This window comes from Streptomyces sp. NPDC037288 (assembly GCF_055603265.1).
In genome coordinates, this window is the sequence record NZ_JBVJVY010000011.1 from 182,692 (window position 1) to 203,685 (window position 20,994).

At 72.1% G+C, this 20,994-nt stretch carries 19 protein-coding genes and 1 riboswitch; of the genes, 8 read left to right on the plus strand and 11 right to left on the minus strand.

Features of this window, described 5'->3' with window-relative positions; genetic code table 11:
• Positions 1 to 79 precede the first annotated feature (79 nt).
• On the plus strand, positions 80 to 1,327 hold the full coding sequence (locus ACZ7GZ_RS16265) for a D-alanyl-D-alanine carboxypeptidase family protein (RefSeq protein ID WP_471024601.1): 1,248 nt from the start codon (positions 80 to 82) through the stop codon (positions 1,325 to 1,327).
• Here ACZ7GZ_RS16265 and ACZ7GZ_RS16270 read toward each other — a convergent pair.
• Complete coding sequence (locus tag ACZ7GZ_RS16270) at positions 1,275 to 2,195, minus strand: YihY/virulence factor BrkB family protein (protein ID WP_471024603.1); 921 nt, start codon at positions 2,193 to 2,195, stop codon at positions 1,275 to 1,277. The two genes, ACZ7GZ_RS16265 and ACZ7GZ_RS16270, sit on opposite strands and share 53 nt — an antisense overlap.
• A gap of 116 nt (positions 2,196 to 2,311) precedes the next feature.
• Between ACZ7GZ_RS16270 and ACZ7GZ_RS16275 the strand changes: the two genes are divergently transcribed.
• A complete protein-coding gene (locus tag ACZ7GZ_RS16275; RefSeq protein WP_471024605.1) occupies positions 2,312 to 3,667 on the plus strand; it encodes an FAD-binding protein in 1,356 nt (451 codons plus the stop codon).
• A 29-nt stretch (positions 3,668 to 3,696) separates the two neighbouring features.
• Positions 3,697 to 4,449 carry an SDR family NAD(P)-dependent oxidoreductase gene (locus ACZ7GZ_RS16280; RefSeq protein WP_471024607.1) on the plus strand — a complete coding sequence of 251 codons (753 nt, stop codon included), beginning with the start codon at positions 3,697 to 3,699 and terminating at the stop codon, positions 4,447 to 4,449.
• Between the two features lie 6 nt (positions 4,450 to 4,455).
• On the opposite strand, the gene ACZ7GZ_RS16285 is transcribed toward ACZ7GZ_RS16280, so the two are convergent.
• The 3 genes from ACZ7GZ_RS16285 to ACZ7GZ_RS16295 all read right to left on the minus strand — a co-directional run bounded on the left by ACZ7GZ_RS16285 (position 4,456) and on the right by ACZ7GZ_RS16295 (position 7,839).
• On the minus strand, positions 4,456 to 5,040 hold the full coding sequence (locus ACZ7GZ_RS16285) for a 2'-5' RNA ligase family protein (protein WP_471024608.1): 585 nt from the start codon (positions 5,038 to 5,040) through the stop codon (positions 4,456 to 4,458).
• A gap of 188 nt (positions 5,041 to 5,228) precedes the next feature.
• On the minus strand, positions 5,229 to 6,245 hold the full coding sequence (gene trpS, locus ACZ7GZ_RS16290) for a tryptophan--tRNA ligase (protein WP_471024610.1): 1,017 nt from the start codon (positions 6,243 to 6,245) through the stop codon (positions 5,229 to 5,231).
• Positions 6,246 to 6,387: 142 nt separating this feature from the next.
• Positions 6,388 to 7,839 carry a glycine hydroxymethyltransferase gene (locus ACZ7GZ_RS16295; RefSeq protein ID WP_471024612.1) on the minus strand — a complete coding sequence of 484 codons (1,452 nt, stop codon included), beginning with the start codon at positions 7,837 to 7,839 and terminating at the stop codon, positions 6,388 to 6,390.
• A gap of 32 nt (positions 7,840 to 7,871) precedes the next feature.
• Positions 7,872 to 7,961: riboswitch (ZMP/ZTP riboswitch) on the minus strand.
• 114 nt (positions 7,962 to 8,075) lie between these two features.
• Between ACZ7GZ_RS16295 and rocD the strand changes: the two genes are divergently transcribed.
• Positions 8,076 to 9,281 (plus strand): ornithine--oxo-acid transaminase, encoded by a 1,206-nt coding sequence (gene rocD / locus ACZ7GZ_RS16300; RefSeq protein WP_471024613.1) that lies wholly within the window; start codon positions 8,076 to 8,078, stop codon positions 9,279 to 9,281.
• Positions 9,282 to 9,323: 42 nt separating this feature from the next.
• Here rocD and ACZ7GZ_RS16305 read toward each other — a convergent pair whose 3' ends face one another.
• Both ACZ7GZ_RS16305 and ACZ7GZ_RS16310 read right to left on the minus strand, forming a co-directional pair.
• Positions 9,324 to 10,508, minus strand: coding sequence for a glutathionylspermidine synthase family protein (locus ACZ7GZ_RS16305; protein ID WP_471024615.1), 1,185 nt, complete (start codon positions 10,506 to 10,508; stop codon positions 9,324 to 9,326).
• Between the two features lie 26 nt (positions 10,509 to 10,534).
• A complete protein-coding gene (locus ACZ7GZ_RS16310) occupies positions 10,535 to 10,891 on the minus strand; it encodes a hypothetical protein (protein ID WP_471024616.1) in 357 nt (118 codons plus the stop codon).
• 116 nt (positions 10,892 to 11,007) lie between these two features.
• On the opposite strand from ACZ7GZ_RS16310, the gene ACZ7GZ_RS16315 reads away from it, so the two are divergent.
• Positions 11,008 to 11,835: a DMT family transporter gene (locus ACZ7GZ_RS16315; protein WP_471024618.1), complete on the plus strand. Its 828-nt coding sequence runs from the start codon at positions 11,008 to 11,010 to the stop codon at positions 11,833 to 11,835.
• A gap of 226 nt (positions 11,836 to 12,061) precedes the next feature.
• Here the strand turns inward: ACZ7GZ_RS16315 and pdxR are convergent, their stop codons facing one another.
• Entirely contained in the window at positions 12,062 to 13,456 is a 1,395-nt protein-coding gene (pdxR, locus tag ACZ7GZ_RS16320) for a MocR-like pyridoxine biosynthesis transcription factor PdxR (RefSeq protein WP_471024619.1), read from the minus strand.
• 47 nt (positions 13,457 to 13,503) lie between these two features.
• Here pdxR and ACZ7GZ_RS16325 point away from each other — a divergent pair, with 47 nt between their 5' ends.
• Genes ACZ7GZ_RS16325 through ACZ7GZ_RS16335 form a run of 3 tightly spaced genes read left to right on the plus strand, consistent with a single transcriptional unit; the run spans position 13,504 to position 15,198 of the window.
• A complete protein-coding gene (locus ACZ7GZ_RS16325) occupies positions 13,504 to 14,013 on the plus strand; it encodes a carboxymuconolactone decarboxylase family protein (RefSeq protein ID WP_471024620.1) in 510 nt (169 codons plus the stop codon).
• A complete protein-coding gene (locus tag ACZ7GZ_RS16330) occupies positions 14,010 to 14,453 on the plus strand; it encodes a carboxymuconolactone decarboxylase family protein (protein WP_471024621.1) in 444 nt (147 codons plus the stop codon). Before ACZ7GZ_RS16325 ends, ACZ7GZ_RS16330 begins: the two co-directional genes overlap by 4 nt.
• A gap of 22 nt (positions 14,454 to 14,475) precedes the next feature.
• A complete protein-coding gene (locus ACZ7GZ_RS16335; RefSeq protein ID WP_471024622.1) occupies positions 14,476 to 15,198 on the plus strand; it encodes an isocitrate lyase/PEP mutase family protein in 723 nt (240 codons plus the stop codon).
• A gap of 6 nt (positions 15,199 to 15,204) precedes the next feature.
• Here ACZ7GZ_RS16335 and ACZ7GZ_RS16340 read toward each other — a convergent pair whose 3' ends face one another.
• The 4 genes from ACZ7GZ_RS16340 to ACZ7GZ_RS16355 are packed head-to-tail and all read right to left on the minus strand — an operon-like array spanning position 15,205 to position 20,930.
• Entirely contained in the window at positions 15,205 to 16,167 is a 963-nt protein-coding gene (locus ACZ7GZ_RS16340; protein ID WP_471024623.1) for an ABC transporter substrate-binding protein, read from the minus strand.
• A gap of 1 nt (position 16,168) precedes the next feature.
• Positions 16,169 to 18,127: an ABC transporter permease gene (locus ACZ7GZ_RS16345; RefSeq protein ID WP_471024624.1), complete on the minus strand. Its 1,959-nt coding sequence runs from the start codon at positions 18,125 to 18,127 to the stop codon at positions 16,169 to 16,171.
• Positions 18,127 to 19,401, minus strand: a complete 1,275-nt coding sequence (locus ACZ7GZ_RS16350; protein WP_471024625.1) for a quaternary amine ABC transporter ATP-binding protein — start codon at positions 19,399 to 19,401, stop codon at positions 18,127 to 18,129. The genes ACZ7GZ_RS16345 and ACZ7GZ_RS16350 overlap by 1 nt, the downstream gene beginning before the upstream one ends.
• On the minus strand, positions 19,401 to 20,930 hold the full coding sequence (locus ACZ7GZ_RS16355; protein WP_471024626.1) for a GMC family oxidoreductase: 1,530 nt from the start codon (positions 20,928 to 20,930) through the stop codon (positions 19,401 to 19,403). The genes ACZ7GZ_RS16350 and ACZ7GZ_RS16355 overlap by 1 nt, the downstream gene beginning before the upstream one ends.
• Positions 20,931 to 20,994: the final 64 nt, after the last annotated feature.

The following is a 20,994-nucleotide window of genomic DNA, read 5'->3' on the forward strand; positions in this document are numbered from 1 at the left end:
ACCGCCCGCTGTCCGGTTCCCCGTCGGGGGTGACCTGGGTCATGGGACTTCACGGCCGACAAAAGGTACGTTCTCGACCGTGCCCGCACCGAAGAAGACCGGCCGGCGTTCCCTGCTGGTCACCTCCACCGCTCTGCTGTCCCTGTCCGTCAGCGCGCCCGCCGCCCTCGCCGCCCCGACCCCGCCGGCGAGTCCGCCGGCGAGTCCGTCGGCGACGCCCCCGGCCCGCATGTCCACCGTGGGCGGGGAGCGGCTCGGGCAGCCCGGCACGCAGGTGAACCTGGCCCCGGGTGTCCCCGTGCTGCCGAAGGACCTCACCGCCCGCTCCTGGATCGTCTCCGACGCCGAGTCCGGCGAGGTGCTCGCCGCGCACAACGCGCACTGGCGGCTGCCCCCGGCCAGCACACTGAAGATGCTGTTCGCGGACACCCTGCTGCCCAGGTTCCCCCGGGCCATGGAGCACAAGGTGGCGCCGGCCGACCTCGCGGGCGTGGGCGCCGGCTCCAGCGTGGTCGGGATAACGGAGGGCCACACCTACACCGTGCAGGACCTGTGGCTCGGCGTCTTCCTGCGCTCGGGCAACGACGCCGTGCACGTGCTGTCCGCGATGAACGACGGTGTCGAGCAGACCGTCAGGGACATGCAAAGCCACGCCGACGAGCTCCAGGCCCTGGACACCCACGTCGTCTCCCCCGACGGCTACGACGAGCCGGGACAGGTGTCGTCGGCGTACGACCTGACGCTGTTCGCCCGGTCCGGGCTGCAGAAGAAGGACTTCCGCGACTACTGCTCGACCGTCAGCGCGAAGTTCGAGTCCCGTGAGATCCGCAACACCAACCGGCTGCTGAGCGGCGACACCGACGTGCCCGTCTACCAGGGCATCGCCGGCGTGAAGAACGGCAACACCACCAACGCGGGCGCCACGTTCACCGGCGTCGCCGAGCGGAACGGCAAGGTGCTGCTGGTCACGGTGATGAATCCGCAGAAGCACGAGCACAACGAGGTCTACAAGGAGGCCGCACGGTTGTTCGACTGGGGCTTCCGGGCGGTCGGCAAGGTCAACGCGGTGGGCGAGCTGGTGCCGCCGAAGAACGCCGTGCCGAGCCCCGCGCAGTCCGGGCCCGGCGCCTCCGCCGGACCGTCCGCGGGGTCCGGCGGCCCCGGCTCCAGGCCAGTGGCCGGTGCCACCACCGGCTCGGGCTCCCGCGGCGTCGGTGTCGCCGCGGCCATCGCGGGCGGAGCGCTGGTGCTGCTCGCGGGCGCGGCGTTCCTGATCAACCGCCGGTGGCCACTGCCGGACCTGATGCGCCGGCGCACCCGTCCGTGACCTCGGCGGGTACGGCCTCCGCGCTCCGCGTCGCCGTCCAGGAGGCGCAGAACAGGATGAGCTTCGCGGTGAAGTTGATCCACAGCAGCAGCGCCACGGGCACGCCGAACGCGCCGTACATGCTCTTCGCGGCCACGCCCTGGATATAGCCGCTGAGCAGCAGCTTCAGTAGTTCGAAGCCGACCGCGCCGAGCAGCGCGGCCACCAGCAGGCGGCGGCGTGGCGGCTCGACCCCGGGCAGCAGGGTCAGGACGTAGAGCAGGACCAGGAAGTCGCCGAGCACGGCGACGGCGAACGCCGCGATCCGCAGCAGCACACTGCCCCAGCCCCGCTCGGCCAGGCCCAGCTCACGCGAGACCAGGCCGACGGCGGCCGAGGCGAGGGTGGACGCGGCGAGGGTGACGAGCAGCGCGCCGCCGAGGCCGAGGAGGATGCCGGCGTCCTTGGCCTTGGCCACCAGCGGGTTCTGCTGCTGGTCCGGCAGCTCCCACACCGCCCGCAGGCAGTCCCGCGTCTGCCCGACCCAGCCGATGCCGGTGAGCAGCAGCACGGCGCCCGCGATGACGCCGACGGTGCCCGCGTTGTCGACCAGCGAGGTGAGGTCCAGCCGGCTGGAGACGACGCCCGGGAACTGTTCGGCGATCTTGTGCTCGACGGTCTTCTGCCGGGCCGGGCTGAGCGTGGCGGCGCTGACCGCGGCGGCCACGGTCAGCAGCGGGAACAGCGCCACGAAGCTGACGAACGTCATGGCGGCGGCCAGCCGCGTCCACTTCACCCGGTCCAGCCGTTGGTAGCAGCGCCACGCGTGCGTGGCCATCAGGCGCGTGACGGCCGGCCCGACGCCGGGGAGTCTCTTCAGCCAGTCCATGATCCGCCCCTGCCCCTGCCGGCACGCTCGTATGACATCCCACTAATCCCCCATTGTGCGGAGCGGGCGAATGTTCCGTAACTAACCACGCATACCAGGGCGCTACGGTCAGCGACATGCCTGGAGACACGGTTTCCGTCATCCGTCCGCGGACGTACGAGGAGGCCGCGGCAGCCGTCCGCGCCTGCGGGGCGGGCGGCGCCGTCGCCCGGGGCGGCCCGGGACGGCCGTACGGGGACGCGGCACGGAACGCCGGCGGCACCGTCCTCGACATGACCGGCCTCGACCGCGTCCACGTCGTCGACGCCGACGAGGGCATCGTCCTGTGCGGCGCCGGCGTCCCGCTGCACCGGCTTGCCGAACTCCTGCTCCCCCTCGGGTGGTTCGTGCCGGTCGGCCCCGCCACCGGCCCCGTGACCGTCGGCGGGGCGATCGGCGCCGACATCCACGGCGGCAGCCACCCCGTCTCCGGGTCCTTCTCCCGCCATGTGCTCTCCCTTGAGCTGCTCACCGCCGACGGCGAGGTCCACGCGGTCACGCCGGACACCGAGCTGTTCCGGGCGACCGCCGGCGGCATGGGCCTGACCGGGGTGATCCTCACGGCCACGATCCGGCTGCTGCCGGTGCAGACGGCGTATCTGACCGTCGCCACCGAACGCGCCACCGACCTCGACGACCTGATGGCCCGGCTGACCGCCGGCGGCCACCGCACGCGCTACTGCGCCGCCCGGATCGACCTCATGGCCCGGGGCGCGGCCACCGGACGCGCCGTCCTCACCCGTGCCGACCACACCCCGCTCGGCGGCCTGCGCACGGGCACGCGCGCGTGGCGGCATCCGCTGTCCCACCGCCCCCGCCTCCTCCCGGCGCCCCCCGCCCTCGTCCACTCCCTCGTCCCCGCCCTCGTCCCCGGCGGCCTGCTCGGCCGCACCGCCGCCGGCCTGCTGGGCGGGATCCGGTACCGCACGGCGGCGCCACGCGCGCGTACCGGTCAACTCCGGCGCCTGTCCGCCGCGTTCGGCCCCGCGGACACCCTCCCGTACGTCGCGTTCGGGAATCGCCCGCGCGGCCATGCCGGCTGTGTGCGCTACGAGTTCGCCGTCGGCCACGGCCAGGAGGAGACCCTGCACCGGATCGTGCGGCGCCTCGCCGCACACCGCTGCCCGTCCTTCCACGCCGTACTCCAGCCCCTCGGGGACGCGGACGCCGGCTGGCTCTCCTTCCCCCTGCCCGGCTGGACCCTCGCCCTGGACGTCCCGGCCGCGCTGCCCGGACTCGCCGCCCTCCTCGACGGCCTGGACGAGGAGATCGCCGCCGCCGGCGGCCGCGTCCGCCTCGCCGGGGACGCGCGGCTCCGCCCCGGCCTGCTCACCACCATGTACCCGCGCGCGGCCGACTTCCGCGCCCTGCGCACCCGGCTGGACCCGCGCGGAGTGTTCGTCTCCGACCTCGCCCGCCGCCTCGGCCTCTAGCCCCCGCCGCCAGATCTCCAGGAGCTGATGTGAAGGACGCCTTCGGTCTCCCCCGGTCCCTGCTCGTCCTCGGCGGCACGTCCGGGATCGCGCTGGCCACCGCGCGCCGGCTGATCGCCCGCCGCACCCGCACGGTGTGGCTGGCGGGCCGCCCCTCGCCGGGCCTGGAACAGGCCGCCGAGGGCCTGCGCGCGCTCGGCGCGGACGTCCGCACCGTCGCCTTCGACGCCCTCGACCCCGAGTCCCACGAGACCGTCATCGGCAAGGTCTTCGCCGAGGGCGGCATCGACCTGGTGCTGCTCGCCTTCGGCATCCCCGGCGACCAGGCCCACGACGAGCGCGACCCGGTACGCGCCGTCCAGGTCGCCCAGACCAACTACACCGGAGCCGTCTGTGCCGGCCTGGTCGCCGCCCGCGCCCTGCAGGGCCAGGGCCACGGCTCCCTCGTGGTCCTGACCTCGGTCGCCGGCGAGCGGGCCCGCCGCGCCGACTTCATCTACGGCTCCAGCAAGGCCGGCCTCGACACCTTCGCCCAGGGCCTCGGCGACGCGCTGCACGGCACGGGGGTGCACGTGATGGTCGTACGGCCCGGAGATGTCCGGGCGGCGGGGGCGGAGGAGCCCGGGGGACTCCTCACGACGACCCCGGAGGCGGTGGCCACGGCCATCGAACTGGGCCTGCGCAGACGGTCGGAGGTGGTGTGGGTACCGGGAGCGCTACGGCTGGTGATGTCCGCGTTGAGGCACACGCCGAGGGCGCTTTTCAGGAGACTGCCACGGTGACCGCCGCTACGACACCGCGCTACTGCGCCCCAGCCCACGGAGCGCACCGGCCTGGGGCGGAACCACGGACCCGCCGAACGTGAACTCCCGCAGCTTCCGCCACACCCCGTCCGCACCCTGCTCGTACAGAGCGAAACCCGTGCACGGCCACTGTGCGTCGAAGCCGGCCAGCTCCTCGAAGGCCCGGTCCATCGCCGCCTCGTCGATCCCGTGCGCGACGGTGACATGCGGGTGGTACGGGAACTGCAGGTCGCGCGCGACCGGCCCGGACGCGTCCCGCACCCGCTGCTGCAGCAGGGTGCAGTCCTCGTCGCCCTGGACGACGCGGACGTAGACCACCGGGGACAGCGGACGGAACGTGCCGGTGCCGGACAGCCGCATCGGGAACGGCCGGCCCACCGCGGCCACTTCGGTGAGGTGCGCCTCGACGGCCGGCAGCGCCGCCTCGTCGACCTCCGTCGGCGGCAGCAGTGTGACGTGCGTGGGGATGCCGTGAGCCGCGGCGTCGCCGAAGCCCGCGCGCCGCTCCTGGAGCAGGCTGCCGTAGGGCTCCGGGACCGCGATCGACACGCCGATCGTTACGGTCCCCACGTCGTCTCCTGTCGTCGTGCCCGTGTTCCCGTGTCTGTTTTCTGCTCAGCCGCCGGATTCTTCTCTGCCGTCGGCTATCGACTGTACGGCCATGACTGTCCTGTGGGCAGGCGCACCGGAAGTGATGTGCAGCGCTCTGCCCGGTCGGACGGGTGTGCGGTCGTACGCCTGGGTGCGCCCGGCGCTCGTCAGTGCTTCGCCGGCAGGAAACCCACCCGCTCGTAGGCCTGCGCGAGCGTCTCCGCGGCGACCGCGCGCGCCTTCTCCGCGCCCTTGGCCAGGATCGAGTCGAGGGTCTCGGAGTCGTCCAGGTACTGCTGGGTGCGCTCGCGGAACGGCGTCACGAAATCGACCATGATCTCGGCGAGGTCGGTCTTGAGGGCGCCGTACATCTTGCCCTCGTAGTCGCGCTCCAGCTCCGCGACCGACTGGCCGGTGAGGGTCGAGTAGATGGTGAGCAGGTTGCTGACGCCCGGCTTGCTCTCCACGTCGTAGCGGATCACGGTGTCGGTGTCGGTGACGGCGCTCTTGACCTTCTTGGCCGTGGTCTTCGGCTCGTCGAGCAGGTTGATCAGGCCCTTCGGCGTGGACGCCGACTTGCTCATCTTGATCGACGGGTCCTGGAGGTCGTAGATCTTCGCCGTCTCCTTGAGGATGTACGGCGACGGGATCACGAAGGTCTCACCGAAGCGGCCGTTGAAGCGCTCGGCCAGGTCACGGGTCAGCTCGATGTGCTGGCGCTGGTCCTCGCCGACCGGCACCTCGTTCGCCTGGTACAGCAGGATGTCGGCGACCTGCAGGACCGGGTACGTGAAGAGGCCGACGGAGGCGCGGTCGGCGCCCTGCTTGGCGGACTTGTCCTTGAACTGGGTCATGCGGCTCGCCTCGCCGAAACCGGTGAGGCAGTTCATGACCCACGCGAGCTGGGCGTGCTCGGGCACGTGGCTCTGGACGAAGAGGGTGCAGCGGTCCGGGTCCAGACCGGCGGCCAGCAGCTGGGCCGCGGCGAGCCGGGTGTTGGCACGCAGGTCCTTCGGGTCCTGCGGGACCGTGATCGCGTGCAGGTCGACGACCATGTAGAACGCGTCGTGGGACTCCTGCAGGGCCACCCACTGACGGACGGCACCGAGGTAGTTGCCGAGGTGGAACGAGCCGGCGGTGGGCTGGATACCGGAGAGCACGCGGGGGCGATCAGCAGTGGCCATGTTGCCCATTCTCTCATCGGCTGAGGGTGCGATCGGCCGGTGAGGTGGGGGATGGTTACGGGGCGCGGCGGACTGCGGGTCGTCTGCGGTTGCTCGCGCAGTTCCCCGCGCCCCTTCGGGTTGGCTGTCCCTTGCGGAGTTGTCAGCCGAGGTCGACCTGCGGATACAGCGGGAAGCCGGCGACCAGGTCCGTGGCCCGCTGGGCGATCTCCTGGGCGACCTTCTCGTCCAGTACGTGAGCCGCCTTGGAGGGGGCGCCCGACTTGGTGGTGCCCGGCTCGGTGGTGGTGAGGACGCGGTCGATGAGGCCGGCGACCTCGTCCATCTCGGCGGTGCCCAGGCCCCGGGTGGTCAGGGCGGGGGTGCCGATGCGGATGCCGGAGGTGTACCAGGCGCCGTTGGGGTCGGCCGGGATGGCGTTGCGGTTGGTGACGATCCCGGAGTCCAGGAGGGCCGCTTCGGCCTGGCGGCCGGTGAGGCCGTAGGAGGTGGCCACGTCGATCAGGTTGAGGTGGTTGTCCGTACCGCCGGTGACCAGGGTGGCACCGCGCCGCATGAGGCCCTCGGCCAGGGCGCGGGAGTTGTCGACGATCCGCTGGGCGTAGTCCTGGAAGGCGGGCTGCCGCGCCTCGGCGAGGGCGACGGCCTTGGCGGCCATGACGTGCGGCAGCGGCCCGCCGAGGACCATCGGACAGCCGCGGTCGACCTGGTCCCTGAGGGAGTCGTCGCACAGGACCATGCCGCCGCGCGGGCCGCGCAGCGACTTGTGGGTGGTCGTGGTGACGATCTGGGCGTGCGGGACCGGGTCGAAGTCGCCGGTGAGGACCTTGCCGGCGACGAGGCCCGCGAAGTGGGCCATGTCGACCATCAGGGTCGCTCCGACCTCGTCGGCGATCTCGCGCATGATCCGGAAGTTCACCAGCCGCGGGTAGGCGGAGTAGCCGGCGACGATGATCAGCGGCTTGAACTCGCGGGCCTGGCCGCGCAGGGCCTCGTAGTCGATGAGGCCGGTGGCCGGGTCGGTGCCGTAGGAGCGCTGGTCGAACATCTTGCCGGAGATGTTCGGGCGGAAGCCGTGGGTGAGGTGGCCGCCGGCGTCCAGGGACATGCCGAGCATGCGCTGGTTGCCGAAGGCCTGGCGCAGCTCGGCCCAGTCGGCCTCGGAGAGGTCGTTGACCTGGCGGACGCCGGTCTTCTCCAGGAAGGGGACCTCGACCCGGTCGGCGAGGACGGCCCAGAAGGCGACGAGGTTGGCGTCGATGCCGGAGTGCGGCTGGACGTAGGCGTGGCGGGCGCCGAAGAGTTCACGGGCGTGCTCGGCGGCCAGCGACTCCACGGTGTCGACGTTGCGGCAGCCGGCGTAGAAGCGGCGGCCGACGGTGCCCTCGGCGTACTTGTCGCTGAACCAGTTGCCCATCGCCAGGAGGGTGGCCGGGGAGGCGTAGTTCTCGGAGGCGATCAGCTTGAGCATCTCGCGCTGGTCGTGGACCTCCTGGCCGATGGCATCCGCGACCCGGGGTTCGACGGCGCGGATGACGTCAAGGGCGGCACGGAAGGCGGTGGACTCGGTGGAGAGGGGCTGCTGCTCTGGCATGAGGACCTCCGGACGGCGTGCGTACAGCGTTCACGTTCGGCCCAGGCGCACGGCACTCTTTCCCGCTAGGGCCGCTCCCCGATGGTCCGTCCCATCCCAGCGCGCCAGTCACGGCCCGCTGATCAGCCTACCGGGCGCGCCGTGGGGCGCAGATCCCGCGTCCACCATGCGAGCGACGGTAGGAAGGAGGCCACCGTCGTGTCCCCGTCGTGTTGTCGTCGTCTCCGGGAGAGGCCATGACCGCTGCAGAAGACCACATCGCCGCCGCCGAAGCGCACTGTGCGCCCACCTACCGTCCGCTGCCGGTCGTCGTGGCCACGGCGGAGGGGGCGTGGATGACGGATGTGGAGGGGCGGCGGTATCTGGATCTGCTGGCCGGTTACTCGGCGCTCAACTTCGGGCACGGCAACCGGCGGCTGATCGAGGCGGCGAAGGCGCAGCTGGAGCGGGTGACGCTGACGTCCCGCACCTTCCTGCACGACCGGTTCGCGGCGTTCTGCACGGAGCTCGCCGAGCTGTGCGGGATGGAGATGGTGCTGCCGATGAACACCGGCGTGGAGGCGGTGGAGAGTGCGGTGAAGACGGCCCGGAAGTGGGGGTACCGGGTGAAGGGGGTGCCCGGGGAGATGGCGAAGATCGTGGTCGCGGGCGGCAATTTCCACGGGCGGACGACGACGGTCATCAGTTTCTCGACCGACCCGGAGGCCCGGGCCGACTTCGGGCCGTACACGCCGGGGTTCCAGATCGTGCCGTACGGCGATCTGACCGCGATGCGGGAGGCGCTGACGGAGAACACCGTCGCGGTGCTGCTGGAGCCGATCCAGGGGGAGAACGGGGTGATCGTGCCGCCGGCCGGCTATCTGCCGGCCGTCCGGGAGCTGACGCGCGAGCGGAACGTGCTCTTCGTCGCCGACGAGATCCAGTCCGGTCTCGGCCGGACCGGGCGGACCTTCGCGTGCGAGCACGAGGGGGTGGTGCCGGACATGTACGTGCTGGGCAAGGCGCTGGGCGGGGGGATCGTGCCCGTGTCGGCGGTGGTGTCGAGCGCGGAGGTGCTCGGGGTGTTCCGGCCGGGCGAGCACGGGTCGACGTTCGGCGGGAATCCGCTGGCCTGTGCGGTGGCGCTGGAGGTGATCGGGATGCTGCGGACGGGCGAGTTCCAGGCGCGGGCGGCCCGGCTCGGCGAGCGGATGCACCGGGCGCTGGCGGCGCTGCCGGCCACGGGCGCGGTGACGGCGGTGCGCGGGCGCGGGCTGTGGGCGGGCGTGGACATCGCGCCGAGGGCCGGTACGGGCCGGGAGGTGTCGGAGCGGCTGATGGACCGCGGGGTGCTGGTGAAGGACGCCCACGGCCACACGGTACGGATCGCTCCGCCGCTGGTGATCGGTGAGGACGACCTGGACTGGGGGCTGGAGCAGCTCAGGGCGGTGCTGAACGTCTGATTCCCCGGGAGGAGGAGGCTGTCCGGGAGGAGGGGCCCGGGACTAGAGGATCACGTGGGGCAGAAAGCGGGCGTACCCGTCGGTGATCAGGCCGGAGGACTCGCGGATGCCGAGGCCGGCCGGCTCCTTGTGGACGACCCAGGCGCCGAGGACGACGTGGTTGCCGTCGAAGGCGGGCAGCGGGGCGAGTTGCTGGTAGCAGCAGGGCTCGTCGCGGAGCAGGGCCGGGGCGCCCGGCTGGTGCACGGTGACGCCCTCGCCCTCGCGGCCGAGGAGGGGTTTGGCGACGTAACCGGGTGAGGAGGCCAGCTCGCGGGGGCCGTCGAGGTAGGCGGGCAGGAGGTTGGGGTGGCCGGGGTACAGCTCCCAGAGGACGGCCAGCAGGGCCTTGTTGCTGAGCAGCATCTTCCAGGCGGGTTCGATCCACAGGGTGCTGCCGGTGCCGCCGCCGTTGTCGAGGGTGTCCAGGACGTGCCCGCCGAAGGCGTCGGTGGTGAGCCACTCCCAGGGGTAGAGCTTGAAGATGCTGCGGATGAACCGGAGCTGGTTGTCGACGAAGCGGCCGGAGAGGCCGTCCCAGCCGATCTCCTCCATGGAGAGCCAGTCGGTGTCGAGGCCGGCCTGTTCGGCGGTCTCCTTGAGATAGGCGACCGTCATCAGGTCCTCGCCGAGTTCGTCGGCCGAGGAGTGCGCGAAGTGCAGGGGGCTGCCCGGTGGGAGCAGCGCGGCCTGCGTCCGCCAGCCCTCGACGAGGCGTTCGTGCAGGGAGTTCCACTGGTCGGCGCCGGGGAAGCGGTCCTCCATCCAGAACCACTGGGGCGAGGCGGCCTCGACCAGTGAGGTCGGGGTGTCGGCGTTGTACTCCAGGAGCTTGGCCGGGCCGGTGCCGTCGTAGCGCAGGTCGAACCGGCCGTAGAGGGAGGGGAGTTCGGCGCGGCGCTGCCAGGCCTCGGTGACTGCGGCGGCCAGGCGCGGGTCGGTGATGCCGAGGTCGGCGAGCCGGTCCTGCGCGACGATGTGCTCGGCGGCCGCGAGGCACATGCGGTGCAGTTCCTCGACGGTCTCCTCCAGCGCCTCGATCTCGTCCAGGGTGAAGACGTAGTAGGCGCTCTCGTCCCAGTAGGGGCGCAGGGAACCGTCGGGGTGGCGGGTGAGGGGGTAGACGAGTCCCTGTTCCTCGACGGTGTGCTGCCAGCCCGGGCGGGGGGTGGTGGTGAGGCGTTCCATACGGCGGTCTCCGGTCCGGTGGCCGGTCAGCCGCCGGAGCTGCCGTGGCCGCTGCCGCCGAAGCCGCCGCGGTGGACCCCGGTGCCGCCGCCGGAGGAGCCGCCGGAGCCGGAGCCCTTGCGGGGCTTGGTGAAGGAACCGCCGTCCACCCAGGAGCCCTTCTTCGTGCCGCCGTAGTACCAGGCGCCGTTCACGGACGCCTTGGCCGACTTGCAGTTCCTGTCGGAGACGATCTTGTATCCCTTGGCGAGGTTGTAGCTGCCGCGGTCGACGCAGCGCTTGTCCGGTTCGGACGAACAGGCGGTCAGGGCGGCGGCCAGCAGACCCACTCCGCCCAGGACGACCGTGCCGGAGCGCAGCCGGCGGCGCGAGTTCTCCCTCATGACGTCTCCCCCATGTGCTCATCTGACTGTCGGTTCAGACTAGAGAACGGTAAGAGGGGGGACCGCAGTGGGTGTCCGGGTCGGCCCTCTCCTAGAGTCCCTTTGTGCTCTTTGGAATGGTGTGCGCCCTTGGCGCGGCGGTCTGCTTCGGCACCGCGACGGTGTTGCAGGCAGTGGCCACGCGAGAGGCCGGTACAGGTGGGGGTGGCGAGGCGGCACTGCTGCTGCGTGCGCTCAGGCAGTGGCGGTACATGGCCGGACTCGCGCTGGACGGGCTCGGCTTCGTCTTCCAGATCGCCGCGCTGCGGTCCCTTCCGATCTACGCGGTCGGCGCGGCCCTGGCGTCGAGTCTGGCGGTGACCGCGGTGGTGGCGGCGCGCCTTCTGCGGGTGCGGCTGAGCGGCACCGAGTGGAGCGCGGTGGCCGTGGTGTGCGCCGGGCTGGCGATGCTGGGGCTGGCGTCCGGGCCGGAGGGCGAGGAGGGGGGCTCGGAGGCGTTGGCTTACGTGATGCTCGCCGTGGCGGCCGGGATACTGCTGCTCGCCTTCGCGGGCGGTCGGCTGAGCGGGCCGGGGCGGGCACTGGTACTCGGACTCGGGGCCGGATGCGGGTTCGGGGTCGTGGAGGTCTCGGTCCGCCTGATCGACAGCCTGGCCCCCGCGAAGCTGCTCACCAACCCGGCGTCCTACGCCCTGCTGATCGGCGGAGGCGCCGCCTTCATCCTGCTGACCTCGGCCCTCCAGCGGGGGTCCGTGACGACCGCCACCGCCGGCCTGGTGATCGGCGAGACGATCGGCCCGGCGGCGGTCGGCGTGGTGTGGCTCGGCGACCGCACGCGGGAGGGGCTGACCTGGCTGGCGTTGCTCGGGTTCGCTGTGGCCGTGGCGGGGGCACTGCTGCTGGCGCGGTTCGGTGAGGCGCCGGTGGTGGCCGAGGAAGGCTGAGGTCGCCTCCTGGAGCACCCGACGCGGAAGGCCCCCACCCGGGGATTCCTCCGGGAGGAAGGCGAGTCCCTTCTCCCGGCCGTCGACCCGCACCAGGTCATCGGCGCCCTCTACCGTGCGAAGGACTCCCGTCTGAGCGTCGCCCTGGAGCACTTCGAGGGATGGCGCGACGACCTCGCGCCCTGGATGCCGTCGGCGTGAACCGGACGCGACACGGGCCGGTGTCCTACGGCAACACCCTGCACAACGCGTCCAGGGCCCCCGCCCACGCGCTGTCCGGCGGTGTCGCGTAGCCCACGACCAGGGCGTCCAGTGGGTCGGCGACGGCCTCGGGGTGGCGGTGGAGGGACAGGCCGTGGAGGGCGAGGCCCTGCCAGGCCGCGGCCTGGATCACCGACCGTTCCATGCCCGCGGGCAACCGCAGCAGCGCGTGGAGGCCGGCGGCGATACCGGTGACCGTCACCTCGGGCGCGCGGGCGGTCACGGACGCGGCGAGGGCGTCGCGGCGGCGCCGGTAACGCAGCCGGGACGAGCGGACGTGCCGGTCGTACGCGCCGGAGGTGATGAACTCGGCGAGAGTGAGCTGTTCGAGCGCCCCCACGGTGTCGGTGCCGCCCTTGGCCGAGGCCGCCTCCTCCGCGAGGGCCGGCGGCAGCACCGTCCAGCCCAGCCGCAGTCCGGGGGCCAGGGACTTGCTGGCGGTGCCGAAGTAGATCACACGGTCGGGGTCGAGGCCCTGGAGGGCGCCGACGGGCTGGCGGTCGTAGCGGAACTCGCCGTCGTAGTCGTCCTCCAGGATCACGGCGTCGGTGCGCCGCGCCCAGTCGATCACGGCGGCCCGCCGTTCGGGGTGCAGGGGTGTGCCCATGGGGAACTGGTGGGCGGGGGTCAGCAGCACCGCGCCGGCGCCGTCCGGCACCCGGGGGTCCGTGCCGAGTCCGTCGTAGGGGAGGGCGGGTGTGGTGAGGCCGGACCGCTGGAGCAGACTCCGGTAGGCGTCGAGGCCGTACGACTCGACCGCCACCGTGCGCACCCCGCGCGCCGCGAGGACCGCGCCGACGATGCGCAGGGCGTGCGCGAAGCCGGAGGTGATCAGCACGGTCTCGGGGTCGGCGCGGACGCCGCGCACCCGTGCGAGGTATCCGGCGAGGGCGGTGCGCAGTTCGGGCCGGCCGCGCGGGTCGCCGTAGCCGAGGGCGTGGTACGGGGCGGTCGTCAGGGCGCGACGGGCGGCCTTGAGCCACTCGGTGCGCGGGAAGGCGGCGAGGTCGGGGGCGCCGGGCAGGAGGCTGTACGTCGGACGGGCGGGTTCCGGGTGACGGGGCCCCGCGCCCCTGCCGGGGGGCGGGGTCGCCGCCAGCTCCGCCACCCGGGTGCCGGAGCCCTGCCGGGCGGTGAGCCAGCCCTCCGCCACCAGGTCCGTGTAGGCCTCGGCGACGGTGTTGCGGGCGATGCCGAGGTCGGCGGCGAGAGAGCGGGAGGAGGGCAGCCGGGTGCCGGCGGCGAGGCGGCCGGTGCGGACGGCCTCCCGCAGGGCGTCGGTCAGGCCCCGGCGCAGACCGCCCGCGCCGGCCGGTTCGAGATGCAGGTCGACGCCCAGAGTGGCCCAGGATTCCACCATGGGAATGGACCATACTCCTGGGCTGCCTCGCTCCTAGGGTCGAGGGCATGAGCACAGACGTCAGCACCCGGAAGACCGATGAGTACGCACCCGAGCACGCCCCCCGCATGCGGTGGGCCCAGCACGCCCCCGAGGTCTACAAGGCGATGATCCGGCTCGACGCGGCGGCCGGGCAGGGCCTGGACCCCAAGCTGTACGAGCTGGTGAGGATCCGCGCCTCGCAGATCAACCACTGCGCGATCTGCCTCGACATGCACACCAAGGACGCGCTGGCGGCCGGCGAGAGCGTCCAGCGGATCGTGCAGCTCAGCGCCTGGGAGGAGTCGAAGCACTTCTACACCGAGAAGGAGCTGGCGGCGATCGAGCTGACCGAGGCGATCACCGTGCTCACGGAGGGCTTCGTGCCGGACGAGGTGTACGAGAAGGCCGCCAGGCACTTCGAGGAGGCCGAGCTGGCGCAGCTGATCGCCGGGATCACGGTGATCAACGCCTGGAACCGGTTCGGTGTGACCACCCGCGCGGTGCCCGGCCACTACCAGGCGGGGCAGCACAAGTGAGCCGTACCCAGCTGCTGGACCGCGAGGTCGGACAGGCGATGTCCGCGCTCAGCGCGGCCGCGAAGAAGGGGCTAGGTGATCCGGTACTCGCCGAGCTGGTCATGATCCGCGCCTCGCAGATCAACCACTGCGCCTTCTGTCTCGACATGCATCTGAAGGCGGCCCGGAAGAACGGGGAGCCGGAGGACCGGATCCAGCTCCTCAACGCCTGGGAGGAGGCCGAGGACCTCTACAGCGAACGGGAGCGCGCCGCGCTGGCGCTGACCGAGGCGGTCACCGTTTTGTCGGAGGGCTTTGTGCCCGACGAGGTGTACGACCGCGCCGCCAAGGTCTTCGACGAGTCCGAACTCGCCCATCTCATCGGCCTGATCACCGTCATCAACTCCTGGAACCGCCTGATGGTCAGCCGCCGTGTTCCTCCAGGGGGGTACCAGCCGTGAACGAGCCTGGAGGTCACCGGTCGTGAGGAACGTGGACGTTTTCCGTGCGCTGCATCTGCGGCGCCCCCAGGGCGATCCGCTCGTCCTGCCCGGCCCCTGGGACGCGGCGAGTGCGCGCGTCTTCGCGGAGGCCGGGTTCCCGGCGCTGGCCACGCCGAGCGCCGGGGTGGCCGCCTCGCTCGGGTACGCGGACGGGGCCACCCCGGCCGACGAGATGTTCGCCGCGGTCGCCCGGATCACGCGGGCGGTGGACGTGCCGGTGTCGGCGGACGTCGAGGGCGGGTACGGGCTTCCGCCGAAGGAGCTGGTGGAACGGCTGCTGGAGGCGGGCGCCGTCGGCTGCAACCTTGAGGACTCCGACGGGGGTGTCCTCAAGGACCCGCGCGAGCAGGCCGAGTTCCTCGCCGAGGTGCGCGCGGCCGCCGCCGACCTGCTGTTCGTCAACGCCCGCGTCGACATCTTCGTGCACGGCGACAAGGACCCCGAACGGGCCATCGAGCGGGCAGCGTTGTATGTGGCGGCGGGCGCCGACTGCGTCTACCCGATCCTCGCCCCGACGGACGTGCTGCCCCTGCTGCGGGCCGGGATCCAGGGCCCGCTGAACGCGTTCGCCCGCCTGGACGCGGGCGGCCCCTCACCCGCCGAACTCGGCGAACTCGGGGCCACCCGCATCACGTTCGGACCGGGACTGCAGCGCAGGGCGACCGCCGCACTGACGGAGATCGCCGGCTCCCTCACACAGTGAGAGCGTTCAGGACAGCCACCGCTTCCACACGGAGGGGTGGCTGTCCACCCACTTCTTCGCCGCGTCCTGGGGCGACAGCTTCTGGTCGGCGATCATCAGGGAGACCTCGTTCTGGTCCTCGGTCGTCCACCTGAACTTCTTCAGGAAGGCCGCCGCCTTGCCGCCGGATCTGGCGAAGTCCGCGTTGAGGTACTTCTGCAGCGGGGTGTGCGGGTAGGAGCAGGCGACCTTCGCCGCGTCCGCGTCGCAGCCGTCCTTGTACGGCGGCAGCTTCACCTCCGTCATGGGGACCTTCTCGAACAGCCACTGGGGTGCGTACCAGTAGGTCAGGAAGGGCTTCTTCTCCTTGGCGAACTGCTTCATCTGGGTGATCTGCGCCGCCTCGGAACCGGCGAAGACGACCTGGTAGTCCAGCTTCAGGTTGTTCACCAGGGCCTTGTCGTTGGTGACGTACGACGGGGAGCCGTCCATCAGCTGGCCCTTGCCGCCGCTCTCCGCGGTGCGGAAGAGGGAGGCGTACTTGTTGAGGTTCTGCCAGTTCGTGATGTCGGGGTGCTGCTTGGCGAGGTACGTCGGCACGAACCAGCCGATGTGACCGGTCACGCCGAGGTCGCCGCCGTGGGCGATGGTCTTCTTGTCCTCGACGTACCGCTTCTCCTGGTCCGGATGCCCCCAGTCCTCCATGATGGCGTCGACCCGGCCCTGGCTGAGCGCGTCCCAGGCGGGCACCTCGTCGACCTGGACGGTGTCCACGCGGTAGCCCAGCTTGTGTTCCAGCAGGTACTGGGCGACGGCCACGTTGGACTGCGCGCCCACCCAGGACTGCACGGACAGCGTGACCGTCTTCGAGCCCCGGGCGTTGGCGAACGGGCTGGCCTGCTTGGTCATGTCGGCGGCGCCGCAGCCGGTGAGCAGCGCCAGCGAGCCCGCTACGGCGGTCGCGGTCAGGACGGTCGTACGACGTCGCATGTCAGGCTCCCTTCCTCGTGCGTCGTTCCGTCGGCTGGGTCACCCGGTCGAGCATCAGGCCCAGGCAGACGATCGCGGCACCGCCCACCAGACCGGTCGCCAGGTCGCCCTGGGCGAGTCCGAAGGCGACGTTGTAGCCGAGGGCGCCGCCGCCGACCAGGCCGCCGATGATGACGACGGCGAGGACCAGGACCACGCCCTGGTTGACGGCGAGCAGCAGCGACCGCCTGGCGAGCGGCAGCTGCACCTGCCACAGCTGCTGGCGTCCGGTCGCGCCGAGCGAGCGCGCCGACTCCAGCGCGGCCGGGTCGACCTGGCGCAGACCCTGCGCGGTGATCCGGACGACGGCCGGCAGGGCGTAGACGACGGCCGCGGCGACGGCGGGGGCACGGCCCACGCCGAACAGGGCGACGACCGGGATCAGGTACACGAACTGGGGCATGGTCTGGAACACGTCCATGACCGGGCGCAGGGCGCGTTCGACGCGGTCGCTGCGGGCGGCGGCGATGCCGGTCGCGAACCCGAGGACCAGGGTGACGGCGACCGCGGCCAGCACCTGGGAGAGCGTGTCGAGGGCCGGTCCCCACACCCCGAGCACACCGATCGCGGCCATGGCGAGTACGGCGGTCAGGGCGGTGCGCCAGGTGCCGATCGACCAGGCCAGGGCGGCGACGATCAGCAGCACCGACCACCAGGGCAGCCACTGCAGGCCGCCGCGGACGGGGTCCAGGACCCAGGTGGTGAAGTGGCCCGCCCAGTCGGCCGTACCCCCGATGACCGGGACGCCGGAGTAGAGGTGGTTGGTCATCCAGTCGACGGCGCGGTCGACCGGTTCGGCGATGTTCACGGTCCAGCCGGTGGGCCAGTCGAGGCGGCCGAGGAGACGGGCGGCCAGGGCGACGGCCACGGTGACGGCGAGGGCGTAGGGCCAGCCGACGGCGCGGGTGCGCGTGCCCCCGCTGCCGCCGGCCGCTCCGCCGGCCCCGGCGGCTGCGGTCACCCGGTCCAGCACGATCGCCAGCAGCACGATCGGGATGCCGGCGGCGAGGGCCTGGCCCACGTCGACCGAGGAGAGCGCCTGGTAGACGCGGTCGCCGAGGCCGCCGGCGCCGATGACCGAGGCGATGACGGCCATGGACAGCGCCATCATGATCGTCTGGTTGAGGCCGAGGAGGAGTTCTCCACGGGCCAGGGGGATACGGGCGGTCAGCAGCCGCTGGCGTCGGGTCGCGCCGAGCGACTCCACGGCCTCCAGGACCTCGGGGTCGGCGCCGCGCAGGCCGAGCGCGGTGAGACGGGCCATCGGCGGGGCGGCGTACACGACGGTGGCGAGCACGGCCGCGGGAACGCCGATGCCGAAGACCAGGACGACGGGAAGGAGGTAGGCGAAGGCCGGGAGCACCTGCATCGTGTCCAGGACCGGGCGCAGGGCGCGGTCCAGGCGGTCGGAGAGGCCGGCGGCGAGACCGAGCAGCGCGCCGACGACCACCGAGGCGAGGACCGCCACGACCATCAGCGCGAGGGTCTGCATGGTCGGGACCCACATGCCCAGGGCGCCGCAGGCCAGGAAGGCGATCGCCGTGCCGGCGGCCAGGCGGGGGCCGGCGACGCGCCAGGCGACCAGGGCGCCGAATGCCGTGACGCCGGTCCAGCCCGCGGCGAGCAGGGTGACGTAGACGGCTCGTACGGACAGGACGACCGCGTTGCTGATGTAGCCGAAGAAGTAGAGGAACAGCGGGTGGCTGTCCCGGTTGTCGATGACCCAGTCGCTGGCCGTGGCGAGGGGTTTGTCGAGGCTGACGGTCAGCGCGTGGGGCCAGCTGGCGCCGGGCCAGTGGGTGGCGGCCCAGGGGGCCAGGATCGCGGCGAAGAGGGCGAGCAGGAGGAGTTTGCCCGCGGCTCGGCTCTTGAGGAGGCCGGGTTTGCCGGTACCGGCGGTCGGGAGACTGAGGGTTGCCATCAGACGGCCTCCGGGCTGGTGCGGGGGCCCTCCGGGCGGGGGCGGGCGTCCTCCGGGCCGGTACCGGGTTCTTCCGGGCTGGTGCGGGGGGCGGGTGGATTCGCTGGCCGGCGCTTGCCGGGTGCCGCTGCCGGCGGGACGGGCGCCGCCCCAGCGGCACGACTGCCCGCAGAGCCGGCGGGTACGCCGGCTCCGTCATCGTCCGCCGTCGCTACGGTCGTTCCCGCGACCACTCCCAGAAGCGCATCCGAGTCCACCACGCCGAGGCAGCGGCCCTCGTCCATCACGCGGGCCGGTTCGCCGGCCCGGGCCACCGCCTCGATCGCCTCGGCCACCGTGGCTTCCGGACGGACCGCCGGGCCGTTCGCCGTGTCCTCCGCGGAGGCGGGGCGCATGGCCGTGCGGCAGGTCATCACCTGTTCGCGCGGCACGTCCCGGACGAACTCGCGGACGTAGTCGTCGGCCGGGGAGCCGACGATCTCCTCCGGGGTGCCGAGCTGGACGACCCGGCCGTCGCGCATCAGGGCGATGCGGTCGCCGAGTTTCAGGGCCTCGGTGAGGTCGTGGGTGATGAAGACCATCGTGCGGCCCTCCTCGCGGTGCAGGCGGACCACCTCGTCCTGCATGTCGCGCCGGATGAGCGGGTCAAGGGCGCTGAACGGCTCGTCGAAGAGGAGGACCTCGGGGTCGACGGCCAGGGCGCGGGCCAGGCCCACGCGCTGGCGCTGGCCGCCCGACAGCTGGCCGGGACGGCGGTGCTCCATGCCCTCCAGGCCGACCTTGGCGACGATCCGGGCGGCCCGTTCGCGCCGTTCGGCCTTGCCGACCCCCTGGATCTCCAGACCGTAGGCCACGTTGTCGAGGACCGTGCGGTGCGGGAGCAGGCCGAAGTGCTGGAAGACCATGGCGGTCCGGTGCCGGCGCAGTTCGCGCAGGCGGGCCTTGTCCATCGCGCGGACGTCCTCGCCGTCGATGGCGATGGTGCCGGCGGTGGGTTCGATGAGGCGGGTGAGGCAGCGGACGAGGGTGGACTTGCCGGAGCCGGACAGGCCCATGACCACGAAGACCTCGCCCTTGCGGACGTCGAAGGAGACGTCCCGGACGGCCGCCGTGCAGCCCGTGCGGGCGCGCAGGTCGGCCGGGTCCAGCGTGCTGAGGTCAGGGTCGGCGGGAATCCGCTCCGGCTTGGGGCCGAAGACCTTCCACAGGCCGGACACGGAGAAGACGGGCTCGGTCGTGGTGGGCGGCTTGCGGGTGGGAACAGTGAGCGCCATCAGGCGTCACCTCCGATCAGTTCGACGGCCTTCTCCCCGACCATGAGCACCCCGATCATCGGGTTCACGGCGGGCATGGTCGGGAACACGGACGCGTCGGCGATGCGGATGCCGTCGAGGCCGCGGATCTTCAACTCAGGGTCGACGACGGCGAGTTCGTCGTCGGTGGCACCCATCTTGCAGGTGCCGGCCGGGTGGTAGACGGTGTGCGCGACCTTGCGGGCGTACTCGCTCAGCTCGGCGTCGCCGAGGACCTCGGGGCCGGGGCAGACCTCGCGCTTGAGCCAGCCGGCGAGGGGCTCGGTCTTCGCGATCTCACGGGCGATGCGGATGCCGTCGACGAGGGTCCGGCCGTCGTGGTCATCCTCGTCGGTGAAGTACCGGAAGTCCAGGGCGGGTTTCACGGACGGGTCGGCGCTGGTCAGGTACAGCCGGCCGCGGCTCTTCGGCTTGGGGATGTTCGGGGTCATGGACACCCCGAACTCCGGCCGCTCGTAGCCCAGTCGCTCGGGGTTGTCCGTGAACGGGATCTGGTAGAAGTGGAACATCAGGTCCGGGCCCGGGCTCTCGGGGTCGCGGCGCACGAACAGACCGGCGTCGGAGTCCATCGCGGAGTTCTCCGGGATCGGGCCGTGGGTCTCCCAGACGATGACCGACTCGGGGTGGTCGAGCAGGTTCTCGCCGACGCCCGGCAGGTCGTGCACGACGGGGATGCCGAGGGCCTCCAGGTCCTCGCGCGGGCCGATGCCCGAGTGCAGCAGCAGGCGCGGGGAGTCGACGGCGCCCGCGCACAGCACGACCTCGCTGCGGGCGCGGATCAGCAGTTCCCCGCCGTCCTTGGTGCGCACGTGGACGCCCTCGGCGCGGGTGCCGTTCAGCTCCAGCTTGTACGCCCAGGTCTCCAGCAGGATGGTCAGGTTGGGCCGCTCGTCCATCACCGGGTGCAGATACGCCACCGACGCCGAGGACCGCTTGTTGTTCTCGGGGTGGTAGGCGAGGTCGAAGAAGCCGGCGCCCTCGGTGAACGGCTTGCGGTTGAAGCCCTCGACGCGGGGTACCCCGAGTGCCGACTGGGCCGCGTCGACGAAGTCGCGGGCGATGGCGTTCCGGTCCTTCTCGTCGACGGAGACGATGTTGTTCTTCAGGCGGGCGAAGTAGGCCTCCATGGGGACGGCACCCCAGCCCTTGGCGCCGGCCTCCTCCCACTCGTCCCAGTCGGACGGCAGCGGCTTGAAGGAGATGAGGGTGTTGTGCGAGGAGCAGCCGCCGAGAACGCGGGCGCGGCTGTGCCGGATGTGGGAGTTGCCGCGCGGCTGCTCCACCGTCGGGTAGTCGTAGTCGAGTTCGCCGCCGAGCAGGCCCATCCAGCGGCGCAGGGTGAGGACGTCGTCGCGGCCGACGTCGCTCGGCCCGCCCTCGATGACGGCGACGGTGACGTCGGGGTTCTCGGTGAGGCGGGAGGCGATGACGGAGCCTGCGGTGCCGCCGCCGATGACGACGTAGTCGTAGACGTGAGGGGTGTGGGACATGGGGGTACTACTCCAGAGGGGTGGAAACCACGGCGTGGGACGGGCGTGGGAACAGAGGCGGGGC

Excerpts from the sequence above, each read along its gene's own strand:
- ACZ7GZ_RS16270 (WP_471024603.1), bottom strand. The coding sequence starts at position 2,195 with ATGGACTGGCTGAAGAGACTCCCCGGCGTCGGGCCGGCCGTCACGCGC.
- ACZ7GZ_RS16275 (WP_471024605.1), top strand. The coding sequence starts at position 2,312 with ATGCCTGGAGACACGGTTTCCGTCATCCGTCCGCGGACGTACGAGGAG.
- trpS (WP_471024610.1), bottom strand. The coding sequence starts at position 6,245 with ATGGCCACTGCTGATCGCCCCCGCGTGCTCTCCGGTATCCAGCCCACC.
- ACZ7GZ_RS16295 (WP_471024612.1), bottom strand. The coding sequence starts at position 7,839 with ATGCCAGAGCAGCAGCCCCTCTCCACCGAGTCCACCGCCTTCCGTGCC.
- rocD (WP_471024613.1), top strand. The coding sequence starts at position 8,076 with ATGACCGCTGCAGAAGACCACATCGCCGCCGCCGAAGCGCACTGTGCG.
- ACZ7GZ_RS16305 (WP_471024615.1), bottom strand. The coding sequence starts at position 10,508 with ATGGAACGCCTCACCACCACCCCCCGCCCGGGCTGGCAGCACACCGTC.
- ACZ7GZ_RS16310 (WP_471024616.1), bottom strand. The coding sequence starts at position 10,891 with ATGAGGGAGAACTCGCGCCGCCGGCTGCGCTCCGGCACGGTCGTCCTG.
- ACZ7GZ_RS16315 (WP_471024618.1), top strand. The coding sequence starts at position 11,008 with ATGGTGTGCGCCCTTGGCGCGGCGGTCTGCTTCGGCACCGCGACGGTG.
- pdxR (WP_471024619.1), bottom strand. The coding sequence starts at position 13,456 with ATGGTGGAATCCTGGGCCACTCTGGGCGTCGACCTGCATCTCGAACCG.
- ACZ7GZ_RS16325 (WP_471024620.1), top strand. The coding sequence starts at position 13,504 with ATGAGCACAGACGTCAGCACCCGGAAGACCGATGAGTACGCACCCGAG.
- ACZ7GZ_RS16340 (WP_471024623.1), bottom strand. The coding sequence starts at position 16,167 with ATGCGACGTCGTACGACCGTCCTGACCGCGACCGCCGTAGCGGGCTCG.
- ACZ7GZ_RS16345 (WP_471024624.1), bottom strand. The coding sequence starts at position 18,127 with ATGGCAACCCTCAGTCTCCCGACCGCCGGTACCGGCAAACCCGGCCTC.
- ACZ7GZ_RS16350 (WP_471024625.1), bottom strand. The coding sequence starts at position 19,401 with ATGGCGCTCACTGTTCCCACCCGCAAGCCGCCCACCACGACCGAGCCC.
- ACZ7GZ_RS16355 (WP_471024626.1), bottom strand. The coding sequence starts at position 20,930 with ATGTCCCACACCCCTCACGTCTACGACTACGTCGTCATCGGCGGCGGC.